Source organism: Paractinoplanes maris (genome assembly GCF_023544465.1).
GTDB classification, from domain to species: Bacteria; Actinomycetota; Actinomycetes; order Mycobacteriales; family Micromonosporaceae; genus Actinoplanes; species Actinoplanes maris.
Map to the genome: position 1 here is coordinate 496,634 of NZ_JALPVL010000005.1, position 17,413 is coordinate 514,046.

Consider the following 17,413-nt stretch of genomic DNA (forward strand, 5'->3'; position numbering starts at 1 on the left):
GAAGCCTCACCCTACCGGTCTACTGGCCTCCCCGATGCTGCTGACCTGCATTTGTCGGGTTGAAGATGGCTCACTGACCGAGAAGGCCGTGCGCGGCAAGTAGATGGTCGGTGCGCGGCTTTACCATCGGAGGATCCCTGACCGGAAGGAGACCCGACGATGCTGAGCCGCGTCAATCGAGAGACCGTCGACCTGTCGTCCTATCCCGACCTGGTGGTGGTCTATCTGGGTATGCGCGTCAACCGGCTCTACGGCCTGCGCACCCTGATGGCCCGCGGCCCGCGGATCGACCGGTCGGACAAGCCGGAAGGGCTGCTCGCACACGAGCCGCTCCTATGGTCGTTGTTTCCCATGCACCTCGGTATCTGCCAGTACTGGCGGGACCTGCCCACGCTGCTGGCCTGGACCCGCTCCGAGCCGCACCGCCTGTGGTGGCGCGACTTCCTGCGCGACAGCGGCGGCACCGGCTTCTGGCACGAGACCTACCTGCGACGCGGCGGCATGGAGGCGGTCTACGACGACATCCCGCAGCGCCGCGGCTTCGCATCCTTCGCCCCGGTGCAGCCGGCCCGTGGCGCGATGTTCGGCTCGGCCGCGCGAGTCGGCCGCCCGGAGGACGACACCGTCCCGGCCGTCACCGAGGACGACCTCTATACCCCCGGGACCGGGCACTAGGTTCGGTCTCTCTAGATCAAGACCCCCTTCAAACGGCGACGCTTGCGGCCGGACCCGTCACGCCAGCAGAAGGCCCGTCAGCCGCGCCCACGCGAAGATCCGCGCCCGCGGCGAATGCGCGATCACCATCCTCAAGACCTGGAGAATCCTGACCTAGCTGCGCTGCTGCCCACGCCGGACAACCACGATCGTGCAGGCCATCCTCGTTCTGCACCACGTTGAAGCCAACCGCTACGCAGGATGAAAAACGCTCAATGCACCTTTCTCCAGGCCTGCCCGACACATTAGGGCGGATCGGCGATGCATTACAGGTGGTGTAGCCCTTCTGCGCCGGCCACCGCCCGGTCGGACGACCCGATACGTGAATCGAACGGCGGCCCAGCTTCCCGCCCGGTCGCAGGCGGCCTTGCCGGCCGTCTGGGAGCCGGTGGTCAGTTGCCGGTCAGGCGGAGGACCTCGACGGCGCCGGTCAGGTGGAGAGGGCCGGCCGCGTGCGGGACGAGCAGGGTGTCGCCGCGGCGGATCGGGTGGTTGTCGGTCTCGCCGGTCAGCGCGCCCTCGCCCGACACCGCGACCAGGACGCTGAAGCCCCGGGCGACCCGGTCGCCGCCGTACAGGCGCTCGGCCCGGAAGAACTCGTCGGCCGGCTGGGGCAGCAGGCGGTCGGCCGCGCCGCGCAAGCCGGCCAGACGGGAAGGCGACCACGCGCTGCGGTCGACGCACTGCAGGGCCAGGTCGTAGCCGAGGTTGAGGTGACCGCCGCTCAGGCCGAAGCCCTCGTATTCGAGCAGCACCGAGAAGTCGGTCGGCTCCTGGATCTCGACCAGCAGGATGCCGTCGCCGATCGCGTGCGGCACTCCGGCCGGGCACAGGATCGCGTCGCCGGCCGACACCGGGATCTTGTTGGTCGCGGCGAGCATGTCGTCGGCCTTCTGGGCGGCCACCCAGCCGGCCAGCTCCGCCGGATCGACGTCCCGGGCGAAACCCAGATGCACGTACGCGTCGGGGCGGGCCGACACGATCACCCAGGCCTCCGTCTTTCCGTACGGGGAGGCCAGGTGCGCGTTCGCGAAGGTGCGGTCGGGGTGGACGTGCAGCGGCAGGCGCTGCCCGGCATCGAGCAGCTTGACCAGCACGCCGGTGTCGGCACGGTCGGGCCCGAGCCAGTATCGGCCATCCGCGGCGATCGCCTCGGCCAGCAGGCGACCGTCGGGCAGGACCGACAGGCCGGACGGGGCCAGGTCGAACCGGCTGGTCACCGAGCCCACCCAGTCCTCGGGCCGGTCGGGCTCGGCCGGCCCGTTGCGGAAATCGGCGATCCGGCCGGCGCCGCGATAGAACGTCTCGGGTTGGTTGGCGGGCAGTGCTACGACGGTCATCGATCGTCCCTAACAGCTAGTGCGTGGAGGGATCCGCCCACGAAGTGTCCCCCAGTCCGACCGTCGTGGGGCCGGTGGCGTCGATAAGGGCCTGTTACCGACCGGTTGCATAGTCGCCGTCCGGCCGCCTCCGGCGGTTAGCCTCCCGGCATGACCCGGCGTGGCGATCTGCCGCCGGCCGGTCCGCGCCCCGCACGCGACCCGGCCGGTGCGGTGCTGCGGGCCGTCCTCGACCACGGCCCGATCGCCCGCAGCACGGTCGCCCGGGCGACGCACCTGTCCGCCGCCTCGGTCAGCGGTGCGGTGACCTCGCTGCTCGACCGCGGGCTCGTCCGCGAGGCGCCCGAGGCGGCCGGACCACCGGGGATCGGCCGGCCGCACGTGCCGCTGGACATCGAGCCGGACCGGGTCGCCGTCGTCGGCGTGCACATCGCGGTTCCGCACACCACGGTCGCCCTCCTCGACCTGCGCGGCCGGATCATCAGCCGGCGCCGCGACCCGCACGACGCCCGCGACCCGGCCGCCGTGCTCACCGCGCTCGGCGCGCGCATCGCCGGGCTGCCGCGCACGCGACGACGGATACTCGGGCTGGGCGTGGCCACCGGCGGCTGGGTCGACACCACCACCGGCACGGTGGTTGAGCATCCCGAGCTCGGCTGGCGTGACGTCCCGATCGGCGCCGCCCTCGCCGAGGCCACCGGGCTGCCCGTGCGGGCCGACACCAACTCGCGGGCGCTGCTGCGGGCCGAGCAGCTCTTCGGCGCCGCCGCCGGGCGGGCCCGGCAGAGCGCCGTGCATCTGTTCGTGGGCAATGTCGTCGACGTCGCCTTCGCGGCGGGCGGCACGATCCACTGCGGCCCACGGTCGGCGGCCGGGGTCGTCGCGCATCTGCCGGTCGAGGGGCACGCCGAGGTCTGTTCCTGCGGCCGTACGGGATGTCTGCAGCCTGCCGTCTCGGAGCGCACACTCGTGCGGCGCGCGCTCGCCGCCGGATTCATCGACCGGCCGGGGCTCGACGCCCTGCTCGACGTGGCGGCCCACGGGCACCCCGGGGCGCTGGCCCTGTTCGTTGAACGGGCGCGCCTGGTCGGCCGGGCCGCCGCCCTGCTGCTCGACCTCTTCGACCCCGAGGTGCTCGTCGTCTCCGAAGCCGGCGCCAACCGGCTGCCGGGTTGCCTGGCCGCGCTGCGGGCCGAGACCGCCCGGTGGTCGTCCGGGAGCGCCGACGGGGCGGCAGTGGTCCGCGCCAGCAGCTTCGGCCGCGATGTCCTGGCCGTGGCCGGCGGCGCCGTCGCGCTCGATCAGGTCTTCGCCGCGCCGCTGGGCGTTACTTAATTCAGCGCGACGCAAGGTTGCCTTCTAATCCTAGCGGCATAGTATGAATTAACGCCGACGGCAAGGATGCCTGACGCGGCCCCCACCAGCGCCCAGGCCCGCACCCCGCGGGCCTGACGCTGCCTGCCCGCAGCAGAATTCGCGGAGGAAACATCGATGAGAAGACCCTCCCTGGCCATCGCCGCCTCGGCCGCCGCCCTGCTCGCCCTGACCGCCTGCGGTGGCGACGCCGGGGCCCGGCTGGAGCTGACGGCGGCCCTGCCGGACCAGGTCGCCGACGGCACCGAGCTCCGCATCGGCGACCCCGCCATCCAGGCCATCGTGCGCGCCTCCGGGCTCGATCGTGAGTTGAGCCGGGCCGGCGTACGGGTCGAGTGGGCCAACATCAGCGGCGGCCCGCAGAGCATCCAGGCGTTCCGCGCCGACAAGCTCGACTGCAGCGCGGTGGCCGACATCCCGTCGTTGTTCGCCGCCTGGACGGGCACCTCGACGAAGATCGTCTTCCAGTCGGTCACCGTCGACCCGATCAACCACCCGATCTACCAGCTCGGCCTCGCGCCCGGGGTGACCGTGGGCTCCCTGGCCGACCTGCGCGGCAAGAAGATCGCCTACAGCGCCGGGCAAGCTCAGGGCGCGCTCGTGCTGCGGGTGCTGCAGAAGGCCGGCCTCACCCGCGACGACGTGACCCTGGTCGAGTTGACCAGCACCGGCGACTCGTACGTGACCGCCCTGGGCAGCAAAGCCGTGGACGTGGCGCCGATCGGCGCGGCCAACGTCAAGATCTACAAGGCGAAGTATCCCGGCGGCGGGGCGATCCTGACCGGCATCCGCGACGACGCGTCGACGCTCTACTGCCTCACGACATCGCTCCAGGACGCGGAGAAGGCCGCCGCGCTCAAGGTCTACGTCGGTGTCCGCACCAAGGCGCTGCTCTGGCAGAACGCCAACCCCGACGGGTACGCCCAGGCCTACCTGCAGGAGACACAGGGGCTCAACGCGGCCGATGCCAAGGATGTGGTCGCGGCCGAGGGCCGCAAAGGCATCCCGGCCACCTGGGACAACGCCCTCACCCGGCTCCAGCGGACCGCCGATCTGCTCGCCGAGCAGCAGAAGCGCGACAAGCTCGACGTGAGCACGCTGGTCGACCGCCGCTTCGAACTCATCGAGGCCACGGCGGCCGGCTCCGATGTGGTCACCGGTGATGCCGCATGACCATCACCGAGACCCGTCCGCGGGCGGTCGCGCCCGACATCCGGGTCGTGCGCCGACGGCTCGGCCCGGGGCGCCGGATCCCGTACGCGTTCTGGGCCGGCCCGGTCCTGCTGCTGGCCGTCTGGTCCGCGGGCTCGGCCACCGGCCTGATCAGCCCGGCCATCCTGACCGCTCCGTGGGACGTCGTGGTCGCCTTCGGCGAGCAGTGGACCGACCACGACCTGCTCGGCAACATCCTGTCCTCGCTGCAGCGGGCGGCGCTGGGCCTGAGTTTCGGGGTCGCCGCCGGGGGTGTGCTGGCGGTCGTCTCCGGGCTCTCCCGGCTCGGCGAGTCCATCATCGACGGCCCGATCCAGATCAAGCGGTCGGTGCCCACCCTGGCGCTCATCCCGCTGTTCATCGCCTGGTTCGGCATCGGCCAGGAGATGAAGATCGTGACCATCGCGCTGATCAGCATGGTCCCCATCTATGTGCACACCCACAACGGGCTGCGCGGCATCGACGGCCGGTACGCCGAACTGGCCGAGACCATCGGCATCGGGCGCCGCGAGTTCGTCCGGCACATCGTGCTCCCCGGGGCCCTGCCCGGCTTCCTGCTCGGCATGCGGTTCGCGGTCACCTCGTCGCTGCTCGGGCTCGTGGTGGTCGAGCAGTACAACGCGACCGCCGGCATCGGTCACATGATCACGCTGGCCGAGCAGTACGGCCAGACCGACGTCATCGTGGTCGGCCTGGTCATCTACGGCGTCTTCGGCTACTGCGCGGACTCCGCCGTGCGCCTGATCGGAAGGAAGGTGCTGGCATGGCGACGGACCCTCGAGGACTGATCACCGAACCGGCGGTCCGCGTCCGCGACCTGCGGCGCAGCTTCAGCGAGAGCGGGGGCGTGCTCAACGGACTCGACCTGGACATCGCCGCCGGCGAGTTCGTGGCTCTGATCGGGCGCTCCGGCACCGGCAAGAGCACCCTGTTGCGGGCGCTGGCCGGGCTGGACCGCGACGTGGCCGGCTCCGGCCGGATCGCCGTACCGGCCAAGGTGTCGGTGGTCTTTCAGGACTCGCGGCTGCTGCCGTGGCGGCGGATCCTCGACAACGTCGTCCTCGGTCTGCGCGATCCCGGGGCGGCGGCCCGCGGGCAGCAGGCGTTGTCCGAGGTCGGCCTCCAGGGGCGGGAACGGTCGTGGCCCTTCCAGCTCTCCGGCGGCGAGCAGCAGCGGGCCGCGCTGGCCCGGTCGCTCGTCCGGGAACCGCAGCTGCTGCTGGCCGATGAGCCGTTCGGCGCGCTGGACGCGCTGACCCGCATCCGCATGCATGCGTTGCTGCGCAAGCTGTGCGAGGCCCACCGACCGGCCGTCCTGCTGGTCACGCACGACGTGGACGAGGCGATCGTGCTGGCCGACCGGGTGATCGTGCTCGACGCCGGGGTGGTGCGGGCCGACGTCCAGGTGGCCGGCCGGTCACCGGAGGAGCTGCGCACCTTCCTGCTCGAGGAACTGGGAGTCACCCGATGAGCCGTCAACTGCACTTCAACCTCTTCCTGCACGACACCGGACACCACGAGGCGTCGTGGCGGCTGCCCGGCTCGGATCCGTCGGCCAATCTGTCGCTGGCGGCCCACCAGCACCTGGCCCGGGTCGCCGAGGAGGCCACGTTCGACTCGGTGTTCCTGGCCGACAGCCCGGTCCTCTGGAACGATCCAGGCCGCCGCCCGGCCGGGAAGCTGGAGCCGACGCTCTTGCTGGCCGCGCTCTCGGTCAGCACCAGCCGGATCGGGCTGATCGCGACGGCGTCCACGTCGTACAACGAGCCCTACAACCTGGCCCGCCGCTTCGCCTCGCTCGACCACCTGTCCGGCGGGCGAGCCGGCTGGAACATCGTGACCACCGCCGGGGACGCGGCCGCCCGCAACTTCGGCCTGGACGACCAACCCCTGCACCGTACGCGGTACGAGCGCGCCGACGAGTTCCTCGACGTGTCCACGAAGCTGTGGGACAGCTGGGCCGACGACGCGATCGTGGCCGACAAGGAGGCGGGCGTGCACGCCCGATCCGAGCGGGTGCGCGGCATCGACCATCGCGGCGAGCATTTCCGGGTGGGCGGAGCGCTCAACGTGCCCCGCTCACCGCAGGCGTACCCGTTGCTCGTCCAGGCCGGTTCGTCGTCCGACGGCCGGGAGTTCGCGGCGAAGTGGGCCGAGGCCGTGTTCACCGCGCAGCCGACGCTGGCCGAGAGTCAGGCCTTCTATGCCGACATCAAGCGCCGGGCCGCCGCGGCCGGCCGGAATCCCGACCACCTCGTCGTGCTGCCCGGGATCGTGCCGGTCATCGCGGACACCCCCGCCGCGGCCCGCGAGCTCGAAGCCGAGCTGGATCGCCTGATCGCCCCGGAATACGCGGTGGCGACCCTGGCCCACACCCTGCGCGTCCCGGCCGATCGGCTGCGCCTGGACGAGCCGCTGCCCGTCGACCTGCCGGGCGAGGACGAGATCGAGGGCGCGAAGAGCCGCCGCACGCTCATCGTCGACTGGGGGCGCCGCGAGAACCTGACCGTGCGGCAGCTGATCGGCAAGCTCGGCGGCGGTCGCGGGCACCGCACCTTCACCGGCACGCCCGTGCAGGTCGCCGACACCATCCAGCACTACTTCGAGAACGGCGCGGCCGACGGGTTCAACATCATGCCCGCCGTGCTGCCCGCCGGCATCGAGGCGTTCACCCGTGAGGTCGTGCCCATCCTGCGGGAGCGGGGTCTTTTCCGTACGGAATACACGGGCACCACCCTGCGCGAGCACTACGGGCTTCCCCGCCCGGCCAACCGATTCGCGCTGGAAGGGGCACTCGGATGAGTTCCACCTATCTCTGGTACATCCCGAACACGGTCGAGCCGGGCCACCGCGGCGACGACGCGGTGGCCGGTTACGGCACGCTCGAGCACAGCGTCGACCTGGCCCGCACGGCCGAGCAGCACGGCTGGCAGGGCGCGCTGATCGGCACCGGCTGGGGGCGGCCGGACACGTTCACCGTGGCCACCGCGATCGCCGCCCGCACCACCACGTTCCGGCCGCTGGCGGCGATCCGGCCGGGTTACTGGCAACCGGCCCACTTCGCGTCGTCGGCGGCCACGCTCGACCACCTCAGCGGCGGCCGCCTGCTGGTCAACATCGTCAGCGGGCAGGACAACCTGGCCGCGTACGGCGACGCGGAAGGCGATCAGCCGCAGCGGTACGCCCGGACCAAGGAGTTCATGCGGATCGTCCGCCGTCTGTGGACCGAGGAGGATGTCACCGTCCGAGGTTCGCATTTCGAGGTACGCGGATCGACGTTGCCACTGCGGCCGGCCACACCGCCACGCCTCTATTTCGGCGGCGCGTCCGCGGCGGCGGAACGCGTCTCGGCCACCGAGGCCGACGTGCAGCTGTTCTGGGGTGAGCCGCTCGACGGCATCGCCGCGCGGGTCGACCGCCTCCGCCGGCTGAGCTCCGACCTCGATCGTGATCTGGCACCGCTGGAGTTCGGGCTGCGGATCACCACGCTGATCCGGGACACCCGCGAACAGGCATGGCATGACGCCGAGGCGCGGGTGGCCGCGATGGCACGGCGATCGCCCGCACCGCAGGAACAGCTGCGCGGGCCCGCGGTCGGCCAGCAGCGGCTGCTCGATCTGGCCGGCCGCGGCGACGTGCTCGACACCTGTCTCTACACGGCGCCGGGCCGGTACGGCGGCGGTGGCGCCGGGACGACCTGGCTGGCCGGGTCGGCCGGCGACGTGGCGGCCGCGCTGGACGCGTACGCGGCCCTGGGGATCAGCCACTTCGTGCTCTCCGACACGCCCTACCGGACCGAGACGGCCCGGGTCGGCGACGCGTTGCTGGCGACGAAGGCCCCGGGCCCCGGTGTGCTCAGTTCACGAAGTCCTGGGTGACCCAGACCCGGCCGTCGCTGCCCCGGGTGACGGCCAGGCCGATGCGCTTGAAGTTCGCGTTGAGCAGGTTGCGGCGGTGTCCGTCGTTGGGCGGCACCTCGGCCAGCATCAGGTCGGTCAGCCCGTTGGCGGCGGCCACGATCGACGCGGCGTTGTTCGACGCGTTGCCCTGCCCGATGTTCTCGCCGGCCGAGTTCCACGAGACGCCGGCCGCGGTGAACCGGTCGCCCAGGCCCGCCTCGCCCGGGCACTGGTGGGACAGGCCGCAACCGCCGACCATCAGCGCGTTGTGGGCGGCCGAAGCCTTCGAGAGGCCGGCGTTCAGGACGTACGGCGTGAGGCCGCTCGCCGTGCGGGCGGCGTTGATGTGCGCGAGCACCTGCTCGATGACGGTGTCGGCGGGCGGCGTGGTCGCCGGGGCACTCGTCGGTGGCAGCGTCGTCGGCGCGCCGGTGGTGGGGGCGACGGTCGTCGGCGCGACCGTCGTGGGCACGGCCGTGGCCGGCCCGGTGGTCGCGGGCGCGGTGGTCGTGGGCACGGCGGTCGTCGGGACAGCCGTCGTCGGGGCGGGCGCCGGTGTCGTGGCGGTGGGGGTGTTCGACGGGCGCGGACGGGGCCGGTGCGGGCGCCGGTCACGGGCGGCCTCGGTCACCCGGGTCGCCGCGCCGAGCCGCGGGGCGGCGTCGGCCCGGGCGGCGGCCTGCTGGCGGTGCCCGGAGGTCTGGGCCGAGGCGATGCCGGCCGCTCCGGCGCCCAGCACGCCCAGCACGCAGGTGGCCAGCACGAGGGTTCGGGTCCGGGTGGGCCGGCGGTGACGCGTACGCACAGTGATCCTCAATCGGTCGGGGGATGTCCGACCGACTGTGCGCGCGGCGTCCGGCAAACGCACGGACATTGAAGAAAACTTAAAGATCGATGCCCGTGCTTACATCGCACTTTGCGGCTTTCGCACGGTTACGCTGCTGGGGTGCACCTGATCGTCGAGGTGGGAAGTCGGCTGGATCCGGACGTCAGCTGGCCTGAAGGCGCCGCCCTCACCATGTTCGCCGGAGAGCCGGTTCAGCTCATGCTGTTCCTGAGTCATCCGCATGAGCTGGAGGTCCAGGCCGTGACCGCGTCCCCGACCCAGTTCGCGTGGGTCGACAGCGAGCACGCCGGCATCCTGGCCTACCGTCTGGGCCCCGTCCTGTCCTGGTCGCAGGCCCCTTACAACCCACACCTGTACGGTCCCGAGGACGGCCTGCCCGGCGTCGACCCCGACGGCACGGTGCAGATCGTCCTGGTCGACCGGGACACCAACATCGTCCGGGCGCTGCACCGCGTCCACTGGCCTCAGGACTTCACCGCGGCCGTCCGCCAGTCGGTGATCCGGATGCGCGAGACGCCGTTCAGCCGGCCCGCCTACGAGCACGCCCTGGCCGCGCTGCACCGCCGCTGCCCGACGCCGGAGGACCTGGTCGTCGACCGGGCGGACGCGCTCTGCACCGCCACCCCGGCCGACGAGGCCGACGCCTGATCCCCCCTCCGGCTGCTGATCCCCAGCCGGCTGCCTGATCGGCAACCGGCGCCTGACCCGCGGCCGGTGCCTGATAGGGCAACCGGCGGCTGATCCACGGCCGAGAGCTGAGCCACGGCCGAGGGCTATTCCGGCGTCCAGATCCACGTGGTGCCGATCAGCGCCAGCGACGCCCCCTCCCGGACGGCCCCGCCGAAGACCACCATCCGAGCACCCGCGGCCAGGACCGTCGACCCGTGAGTTCGGCTTCCCGGCATCGCGGGCACTTGCTGCCACCGCCCCGTCGCGGCGTCCAGCACCACGTCGCTGAGCCCGGGATAGAGGGCGGCATCCCCGGCACGGGCCCCACCACCCGCGATCTTGTCACCCGGCAGATCCGGCAACGGTGACCACGCTCCCGTGGCGGGATCGAACTGCCCACCGTACGGATAGGTCCGCCCCCAGCCGCCGACCTGCCCACCGTCCTCGCCGCCGAGCAAGGGGTTGACCAGCGTGCCGCCGACCGGCAGCCAGGGGCCGGTGGACAACATCGGCAGGTCGGGAAGCCGACGCCACGCCCGGGTCCCCAGGTCGAGAGCCGCCGCCCGGGTCAGGGACGGCTTCCCCGAATTCGGGTTCGGCACCCGCTCGTGGTCGAACAGCAAGAGCTCGCGGCCACTCCACGCCAGGTGCCGATCGAAGGCATCTCCCAGCGGATCCTCGGGTAGCGCGGTCCAGGCGCCGGTCCGCGGCTCGAACAGGTAATGCGGGGCCGACCCGGCCTCGTCGCTTCCCCGATAGACGACAGGCCGGTCGCCCGCGGCGGCGAGCTGATAGCCGCCGGCGCCGCTGAACGGAGCCGGCAACCGGGCCCAGCTGTCCCGATCGATGTGGTAGACGAGAAGCTCCCGCCGGGGGGTGCTCAGGAGCAGGTAGGCGCTCGATCCGATGACGACGCCCTGCACTCCGGCGAGCGGCACCGGCGAGTCCGCGAGCCGGCGCCAGCGGCCGGTCGCGGGATCGAGCGCGGCCCCGTCGGACAAGGCTGTCGGTCCACGGGCACAGCTGGCGTTGGGTGGGCACGGCGGAGCGTCGCTGCCACCGAAGAACAACACCTCACGGCCCGTCCACAGCCCGAGCGCCTGCTCCCGCGGTTCGAGCGGCCCGTCAGCCACCCGCTGCCAGCCCGGAGCAGCGGCCGGCCTCCCCTCGGCAGCCGGCCTCTCCGCCGCGGCTTTCTCGACGGGCGCGGTGCACGCTGCCGTCCCGAGAACACCGCACAGAGCGGCCGCCACCAGAGTTCTTCCACCCGGTCTCACGCCTTTCTGACCTCCCATAGGCGGTTCCGGTTCCCGCCGCCGGCTCGGCGCCCACGGAGAGCGGCGCCGCACCGCGACAACCACCCCGGCGCCCACCGACACCAACCCCGCACCGCGAGAACCAACCCGGCGCCCACCGACACCAACCCCGCACCGCGAAGACCGGCCCGGCGCCGGCTCAGGCGCAGCCCAGGAATGCGACGGTGGTGTCGGGCAACGCCCGTTTCCAGGTCCTCTCCCCCACGCTGATCCGCACCGAGTACGCCGACGGCGGGCGCTTCACCGACGCCGGCACCTTCAACGTCGTGGGGCGGGACGCCTTCCGGCCGGTGCGGTTCTCCCAGCGTACGGAAAAGGGCTGGCTCACCATCGACACCGGCGCGGCGACGCTGCGTTACAAGGTCGGTTCCGGCGCCTTCACCGCCGACAACCTCGACCTCCGGCTGCGGGCCGGCCGCCAGGTCGTCCAGGCCGAGCCGTGGGCCGGGCACTATCCGCCGGACTGCGCCGCGGGCACGCTGTGCGAGGCCGAAGATCTCGACCTGCGCGGGCCCGGGCTCGCCACCGACCACACCGGATTCACCGGGCGCGGGTTCGCCGCCGGGTTCGCCGGCACCGGTGACGCGGTCGTGTTCACCGGTGTCGCCCAGGGCGGCGAGGGCCTCGCGGTCCGCTACGCCAACAGCACCGGCGGCGACGGGCAGAACGTCACTCGTACGCTGACGGTCGCGGTCGACGGCCGGAACCACACGCTTTCGCTGGCACCGACGGCCACCTGGGACACCTGGGCCGTCGCCTCGGTGCCGCTGACCCTGACGGCCGGGCGGCACGAGATCAGCATCGTGCGCACCGCCACCGACTCGGGCAACGTCAACATCGACAGCCTCGCGCTCGTTCCGGCCGGGGCCGCCTATCCCGCCCCCACCCCGCCGGCACCGCAGCCGTGCGATTTCGGGACGGTCTGCGAGGCCGACGAGGGCACGTTGACCGGCGGCGCCCGCAGCGCATCCGACCACAATGGATACTCCGGGAACGGATTCCTGGCCTCGCTGGAGCGCACCGGCGCGGGCGCCGCGTACACCGTCACGGGGGTGCCCGCGCGCGGCTCGTACCGGGTGCAGGTGCGCTACGCCAACGGGAAGCCCGGCGCGAATCCGGTGCGGGAGCGCACGATCACGCTGAACGGCACCGCTGTGACGCTGCCGCCGACGAGCGGATGGGACTACTGGCGTACGGTCTCGGCACCGATCACCCTGCAAGCCGGGACCAACACGGTGTCCTTGGGCTGCCCCACCGACGACAGCTGCAACGTCAACATCGACACGGTCGCGGTCACCAGCGTGGGCGCCGCCCTGCTGGCGCCGCACGCCCCGCTCGGCGGTTACCGGCGCGGCCTCGACGGTGTGAACGGCGCCGCGCTGACCGAGCCGGGTCTGCTCTATCAGGACGGCTGGTCGCTGCTCGACGACTCCGCCTCCGCGCTGTGGAACCCGAGGACGAAGAAGGTCTCCCCCCGCACGAGCCAGGGTCAGGACGGATACGTCTTCGCCTACGGCCAGGACTACGCCCGCGGTCTGCGGGAGCTGTCGACGCTGACCGGGCCGACAAAACTGCTGCCGAAGTGGGCGTACGGCGTCTGGTATTCCGAGTACTACGACCGGACGGCCGCCGAGTTCCAGCAGATCGCCGAGCGTTTCCGCACCGAGGGTGTGCCGCTCGACGTGCTGATCGTGGACACCGACTTCAAGGCGCCCGACAAGTGGAACGGCTGGCAGGTCGATGAGTCCCGCTTCCCCGATCTGCCCGCCTATCTCGCCTGGGCCCGCTCGCGGGGACTGCACACCAGCCTCAACATCCACCCGAGCATCATGGGCTCCGACCCGGGATTCGCGCGGGCGCAGGCCACGGCCAAGGGCAAACTGCAGCGTACGGGGTGCAACGGCGGCCCCGACTGCTACGTCTTCGATTTCGGCGATCCCGACCAGCTCAAAGCCTATTTCGAGCTGCACGACGGCCTGGCCGACCCGGACTTCTGGTGGCTCGACTGGTGCTGCGACGCCTCGCGCTCGTCCCTGGAGGGCGTGACCGGGGACGCCTGGATCAACCAGCAGTACGCCGACCGCGACGGCTTCGCGTTCTCCCGGGCGTACGGGTCGCTGCAGGCCGGCGGCTACAGCAGCCCGACCGCGGTGCCGACCGGCCCGTGGGCCGACAAGCGCACGACGCTGCACTTCACCGGGGACACGGTCTCGACCTGGGAGACGCTGCAGGCGCAGGTCGGCTACACGCCCGGTGAGTCGGCCGCGACCGGCCTGGCCGCGGTCAGCCACGACATCGGTGGGCACACCGGTGGCCTGTCGACCGAGCCGGGAGCCGAGCCGCAGAGCACCAAGCTGCCCGACGACCTGTACGCCCGGTGGGTGCAACTGGGAACGTTCCAGCCGATCGACCGGCTGCACTCCAACCACAGCGACCGCCTGCCGTGGCAGTACGGCCCGGCGGCCGGCGCCTCGGCCAAGAAGTTCCTCAACCTGCGCGAGAGGCTGTTGCCCTACACCTACGGCGCGGCGGCCGAGGCCACGCGGACCGGCCTGCCGATCACGCGCCCGCTCTATCTCGCCTACCCGGGTGAGCAGGAGGCGTACGCCACCGCCGGCTCGCAGTACCTCTACGGACCCGACCTGCTCGTCGCCCCGGTCACCGCACCCGGCCCGAATGCCACGACGTCGGTCTGGTTCCCGCCGGGCAGCTCGTGGACCGACTTCTTCACCGGCCGCGTCTACCGGGGTGGAACGATCCAGCAGATCACGACCACGCTGGACACGATGCCGGTCTTCGTCCGCTCGGGCGGCGTCGTGGTCACCCACACGGGTGACATCGCCAACGAGAAGCAGGCGCTGACCAAGGCCACCGCCACCATCAACGCCGGTGCGAACGGGTCGGCGACGCTCGAGGACGGGACGACGGTCTCCTATCGCGACGGGAACCACACCGTCAAGATCGCCGATGCGGCCCGCCGCCAGTGGACGCTCAGGATCACCGACGCCGGGAAACCGCGAGCTGTCCGGGTGGACGGGCGACCGGTCTCGTCCTGGTCCTATGCGGCCGCAACGCGCACGCTCACCATCACCGCGCCGGAACGTCCGGCCCGGATCCCTCTGACAATTACGTTTTAGCCTGTCTCAGCCGTGGCGGCGGTGCCGGTGCCGGCGATAGCCGGAGGTCACCGACAGCGCCGCCATGGAGACGAGGGCGCTTCCGACCAGCAGCGTTCCCAGCAGGATGTCGAGCAGCATGGTGGACCTCCTCAACCTCTTCCACGGTGCGCCCGGGGTGCGGTGACGTCAACCCGATCGGCGTGATTCGCGCCCCCCGCGGTTGGCCCGGCCCAAGATCGTGGGCTAGTCTGCGCGGCGAGGGGAGTACCTCACAAAGAGCGTTGCGGTCATCACGGGCATCCCGGCATGCCTCCGTGCGTTCGCCCGTCCTGCGGCGGGTGAGGGAGACCTCGGACGATGGCGCACATCTCCGAGGAGGTCCCCGATGGCGCACAGTCCTATCCTGGCCGCACCGCTCGAGACGCTCGCATCCCCCCTGTTGTGGGCGATCAGCATCGCGGTCCTGATCGGGCTCCTGGTGGCCGATTTTGTGGTCACCCGCAAGCCCCACGACGTCTCGATGCGCGAGGCCGCCGGCTGGTCGGTCTTCTACCTGACGCTGCCGGCCGTGTTCGGCCTGGTGCTCTGGTGGGCCTACGGCAGCCGGCCGGCGATCGAGTTCTACACTGGGTTCGTCGTCGAGAAATCGCTGTCGGTCGACAATCTGTTCGTCTTCATGCTCCTGCTGGGCGCGTTCGCCGTGCCCTCGGCCCTGGCTCAGCGCGTTCTCCTGTACGGCATCGCGGGCGCTCTCGTCCTGCGGGGCATCTTCATCGCGCTCGGCGCCGCCGTCCTCCAGGCCGGCACCTGGGCGTTCCTGCTCTTCGGGGCCATCCTGCTGCTGACCGCGGTGAAGGTGCTGCGCGACGCCCGCAGCGACGACGCCCACTCGGTCGACATCGATCAGATGCGCAGCGTCAAGGTGCTCCGCCGGTTCTTCCCGGTCACGAAGGAGTACCACGGCAGCAAGATGGTCATCCGCCAGGCCGGCCGCCGCGCGCTGACCCCGCTCGCGGTCGTGGTGTTCGCCGTGTTCATGACCGACATCGTGTTCGCGGTCGACTCGGTCCCGGCCGTGTACGGCGTGACCGAGGATCCCTACCTGGTGTTCGCGACCAATGCGTTCGCCCTGATGGGTCTGCGGGCGTTGTACTTCGTGCTCCGCAACGTGCTCGACAAGCTGCGCCACCTCGATTACGGCCTGGCCATCATCCTGGCCTTCATCGGCGTGAAACTGGTGCTGCACTGGGCCCACGGCGTCTGGCCGTCGCTGCCCGAGGTGCCGACGCTGGCCTCCCTGGGCGTCATCGCGGTCACCCTGATCACGGTGACGATCACCAGCATGGTGGCCAACCGTCGCGACGCGGCCACGGCCGGCGCCGGCGCGGTCGCCGAGCCCGGGACCGCCGGCCCGGTACCCGTGGGGCAGTCCCGGGACGACGTGTCCTAGTGGCGGCGCGGCGTCACTCTCCCGAGGGTGCGGTCAGGGTGACGCCGAGGCGCACGGGCGTACCGAAATTGGGGGTTCCGTCGGCGTTCCAGGTGAACTTCTGGGCGCGGGTGGAGCGGTTCATGTCGCAGCCGCCGCCGGCCGAGTCGTTGGCGTGGTAGACGATCCAGTCCTCGGTGCCGTCCGGGCTCTTGAAGAAGCCGTTGTGGCCCGGGGCGAAGACACTGTTGGCGTCGCTGCGCTGGAAGACCGGGTTGGCGCTCTTGGTCCAGTGGGCCGGGTTCATCGGGTCGGTGCCGGTCAGCGTGAGCAGTCCCAGCTTGTAGTCGGGACCCCAGCAGGCCGAGGCCGAATAGACCACCATCACCTTGCCGTTGCGGTACAACGGCTCGGGCCCCTCGTTGACCGCCCCGGTCTGCCGCTCCCATGACAGTGTCGGCGAGCTCAGCCGCACCCTCGACCCGCTCAGGGTGTACGGGTTGGCCAGGCGCTGGATGAAGTTGCTCTGGCCCGCGCCGTCACCGCCGTACGTGCCCATCAGATAGAGGTTGCTGCCGACCTTCAGAACACTGGCGTCGAGCTGCCAGTCGCCGCCCAGGTCGGCCTTGAAGGTGTATGGGCCCATCGGGTCGGTGCCCGAGCTCTCCAGGACGTGCAGCCGCTGCGTCGGGTTGTAGTCCGAGACGTTCTGCCCGGCCACGTAATACAGGTACCAGCGACCGTTGAGCAGATGGAATTCGGGCGCCCACATGTTGCAGCAGCCGTTGGCCCGGCCGCCCAGGTTGAAGATCACCTGATCGGCGGCCGAGGCCAATCCGGCCAGAGTGGACGAGCGCCGCATCGTGACGGTCGAGTTCCACGTCGTGGTGGCCAGATAGTAGAAGCCGTTGTAGTACTGCAGCCACGGGTCCGGGCCGTTGCGTTTGATCGGGTTGGTGAACGTGCGGGCGGCCGAGCCGAGCGCGATCAGCTGCCATTGCTGGTTGGCCCCGTCGAGATCCTGGAACTGGGAGACCTTGGCCCCGTCGGCGGTCGAGAACTCCCAGACGTCCAGGGCCTTGCCGCTGTTGCGGTTGATCAGCCGGACGTCGCCGCCGGCCGAGTCGGCCAGCCGGAACTGCTGCCGGGCGTCGTTGCGGTCGGCGTTCTGCACGAGCTGGACGCCGTCGGCCGTGGTGGGCAGATCGAGCACCTTGCCGCTGTGCACCGACTGCACCCGATACCAGCCGCCACCGGAATCGAGGAACTTCCACTGCTGCCAGGCGCCGTCGTTACGGGCGTACTGGTTGATCGCCGCACCGTCGGTGGTGGCCAGGTTGTAGACGTCGAGCGCCTTCCCGCTGTTGCGGTTGACCATCACGTACGGGACGTTGGGGTTGACCGTGGCGGCCTGCGCCTCGGTGGCCACGGCGGCCGTGCCGACGGCGGCCAGCAGCAGGACGAGAGCTCTGCGGAGCGTACGCATGAGCAGCC

The 17,413-nt window shown here is 71.4% G+C and carries 14 protein-coding genes and 1 pseudogene; 11 read left to right on the top strand and 4 right to left on the bottom strand.

The features are described from left to right. Positions 1-159 precede the first annotated feature (159 nt). Entirely contained in the window at positions 160-675 is a 516-nt protein-coding gene (locus tag NAG42_RS17400) for a monooxygenase family protein (protein ID WP_250031341.1), read from the top strand. 15 nt (positions 676-690) lie between these two features. After that, a pseudogene (locus NAG42_RS17405) lies at positions 691-919 on the top strand (transposase family protein); the annotation flags it as partial. Between the two features lie 187 nt (positions 920-1,106). On the opposite strand, the gene NAG42_RS17410 reads toward NAG42_RS17405, so the two are convergent. Next, on the bottom strand, positions 1,107-2,054 hold the full coding sequence (locus tag NAG42_RS17410) for a class I mannose-6-phosphate isomerase (RefSeq protein WP_250031342.1): 948 nt from the start codon (positions 2,052-2,054) through the stop codon (positions 1,107-1,109). A gap of 150 nt (positions 2,055-2,204) precedes the next feature. On the opposite strand from NAG42_RS17410, the gene NAG42_RS17415 reads away from it, so the two are divergent. The 6 genes from NAG42_RS17415 (at position 2,205) to NAG42_RS17440 (ending at position 8,518) form a co-directional block, all read left to right on the top strand. Next, positions 2,205-3,389 (top strand): ROK family transcriptional regulator, encoded by a 1,185-nt coding sequence (locus tag NAG42_RS17415; protein ID WP_250031343.1) that lies wholly within the window; start codon positions 2,205-2,207, stop codon positions 3,387-3,389. A 156-nt stretch (positions 3,390-3,545) separates the two neighbouring features. Next, a complete protein-coding gene (locus NAG42_RS17420) occupies positions 3,546-4,601 on the top strand; it encodes an ABC transporter substrate-binding protein (RefSeq protein WP_250031344.1) in 1,056 nt (351 codons plus the stop codon). Next, positions 4,598-5,428 carry an ABC transporter permease gene (locus NAG42_RS17425; protein WP_250031345.1) on the top strand — a complete coding sequence of 277 codons (831 nt, stop codon included), beginning with the start codon at positions 4,598-4,600 and terminating at the stop codon, positions 5,426-5,428. Before NAG42_RS17420 ends, NAG42_RS17425 begins: the two co-directional genes overlap by 4 nt. Continuing rightward, a complete protein-coding gene (locus NAG42_RS17430; protein ID WP_250031346.1) occupies positions 5,404-6,111 on the top strand; it encodes an ABC transporter ATP-binding protein in 708 nt (235 codons plus the stop codon). Before NAG42_RS17425 ends, NAG42_RS17430 begins: the two co-directional genes overlap by 25 nt. Then, complete coding sequence (locus tag NAG42_RS17435) at positions 6,108-7,442, top strand: LLM class flavin-dependent oxidoreductase (protein ID WP_250031347.1); 1,335 nt, start codon at positions 6,108-6,110, stop codon at positions 7,440-7,442. Before NAG42_RS17430 ends, NAG42_RS17435 begins: the two co-directional genes overlap by 4 nt. After that, a complete protein-coding gene (locus tag NAG42_RS17440) occupies positions 7,439-8,518 on the top strand; it encodes an LLM class flavin-dependent oxidoreductase (protein WP_250031348.1) in 1,080 nt (359 codons plus the stop codon). Before NAG42_RS17435 ends, NAG42_RS17440 begins: the two co-directional genes overlap by 4 nt. Here the strand turns inward: NAG42_RS17440 and NAG42_RS17445 are convergent. Then, entirely contained in the window at positions 8,496-9,344 is an 849-nt protein-coding gene (locus tag NAG42_RS17445; RefSeq protein WP_250031349.1) for a CAP domain-containing protein, read from the bottom strand. The two genes, NAG42_RS17440 and NAG42_RS17445, sit on opposite strands and share 23 nt — an antisense overlap. Before the next feature lie 141 nt (positions 9,345-9,485). Between NAG42_RS17445 and NAG42_RS17450 the strand changes: the two genes are divergently transcribed. After that, entirely contained in the window at positions 9,486-10,034 is a 549-nt protein-coding gene (locus NAG42_RS17450; RefSeq protein ID WP_250031350.1) for a hypothetical protein, read from the top strand. Between the two features lie 125 nt (positions 10,035-10,159). On the opposite strand, the gene NAG42_RS17455 is transcribed toward NAG42_RS17450, so the two are convergent. Then, the gene (locus NAG42_RS17455; RefSeq protein ID WP_250031351.1) at positions 10,160-11,188 is read right to left on the bottom strand and encodes a Kelch repeat-containing protein; all 1,029 of its coding nucleotides are present in this window, start codon (positions 11,186-11,188) and stop codon (positions 10,160-10,162) included. A 347-nt stretch (positions 11,189-11,535) separates the two neighbouring features. Here NAG42_RS17455 and NAG42_RS17460 point away from each other — a divergent pair, with 347 nt between their 5' ends. Together NAG42_RS17460 and NAG42_RS17465 are read left to right on the top strand one after the other, a co-directional pair. Further along, the gene (locus NAG42_RS17460) at positions 11,536-14,508 is read left to right on the top strand and encodes a TIM-barrel domain-containing protein (protein WP_250031352.1); all 2,973 of its coding nucleotides are present in this window, start codon (positions 11,536-11,538) and stop codon (positions 14,506-14,508) included. Positions 14,509-14,875: 367 nt separating this feature from the next. Beyond that, positions 14,876-15,940: a TerC/Alx family metal homeostasis membrane protein gene (locus tag NAG42_RS17465; protein WP_250031353.1), complete on the top strand. Its 1,065-nt coding sequence runs from the start codon at positions 14,876-14,878 to the stop codon at positions 15,938-15,940. A 13-nt stretch (positions 15,941-15,953) separates the two neighbouring features. Here NAG42_RS17465 and NAG42_RS17470 read toward each other — a convergent pair whose 3' ends face one another. After that, positions 15,954-17,405 carry a family 43 glycosylhydrolase gene (locus tag NAG42_RS17470; RefSeq protein WP_250031354.1) on the bottom strand — a complete coding sequence of 484 codons (1,452 nt, stop codon included), beginning with the start codon at positions 17,403-17,405 and terminating at the stop codon, positions 15,954-15,956. Positions 17,406-17,413: the final 8 nt, after the last annotated feature.

Coding starts and splice junctions, on each gene's coding strand:
- NAG42_RS17410 (WP_250031342.1), bottom strand. CDS start 2,054: ATGACCGTCGTAGCACTGCCCGCCAACCAACCCGAGACGTTCTATCGC.
- NAG42_RS17465 (WP_250031353.1), top strand. CDS start 14,876: ATGGCGCACAGTCCTATCCTGGCCGCACCGCTCGAGACGCTCGCATCC.
- NAG42_RS17440 (WP_250031348.1), top strand. CDS start 7,439: ATGAGTTCCACCTATCTCTGGTACATCCCGAACACGGTCGAGCCGGGC.
- NAG42_RS17420 (WP_250031344.1), top strand. CDS start 3,546: ATGAGAAGACCCTCCCTGGCCATCGCCGCCTCGGCCGCCGCCCTGCTC.
- NAG42_RS17425 (WP_250031345.1), top strand. CDS start 4,598: ATGACCATCACCGAGACCCGTCCGCGGGCGGTCGCGCCCGACATCCGG.
- NAG42_RS17430 (WP_250031346.1), top strand. CDS start 5,404: ATGGCGACGGACCCTCGAGGACTGATCACCGAACCGGCGGTCCGCGTC.
- NAG42_RS17415 (WP_250031343.1), top strand. CDS start 2,205: ATGACCCGGCGTGGCGATCTGCCGCCGGCCGGTCCGCGCCCCGCACGC.
- NAG42_RS17470 (WP_250031354.1), bottom strand. CDS start 17,405: ATGCGTACGCTCCGCAGAGCTCTCGTCCTGCTGCTGGCCGCCGTCGGC.
- NAG42_RS17435 (WP_250031347.1), top strand. CDS start 6,108: ATGAGCCGTCAACTGCACTTCAACCTCTTCCTGCACGACACCGGACAC.
- NAG42_RS17400 (WP_250031341.1), top strand. CDS start 160: ATGCTGAGCCGCGTCAATCGAGAGACCGTCGACCTGTCGTCCTATCCC.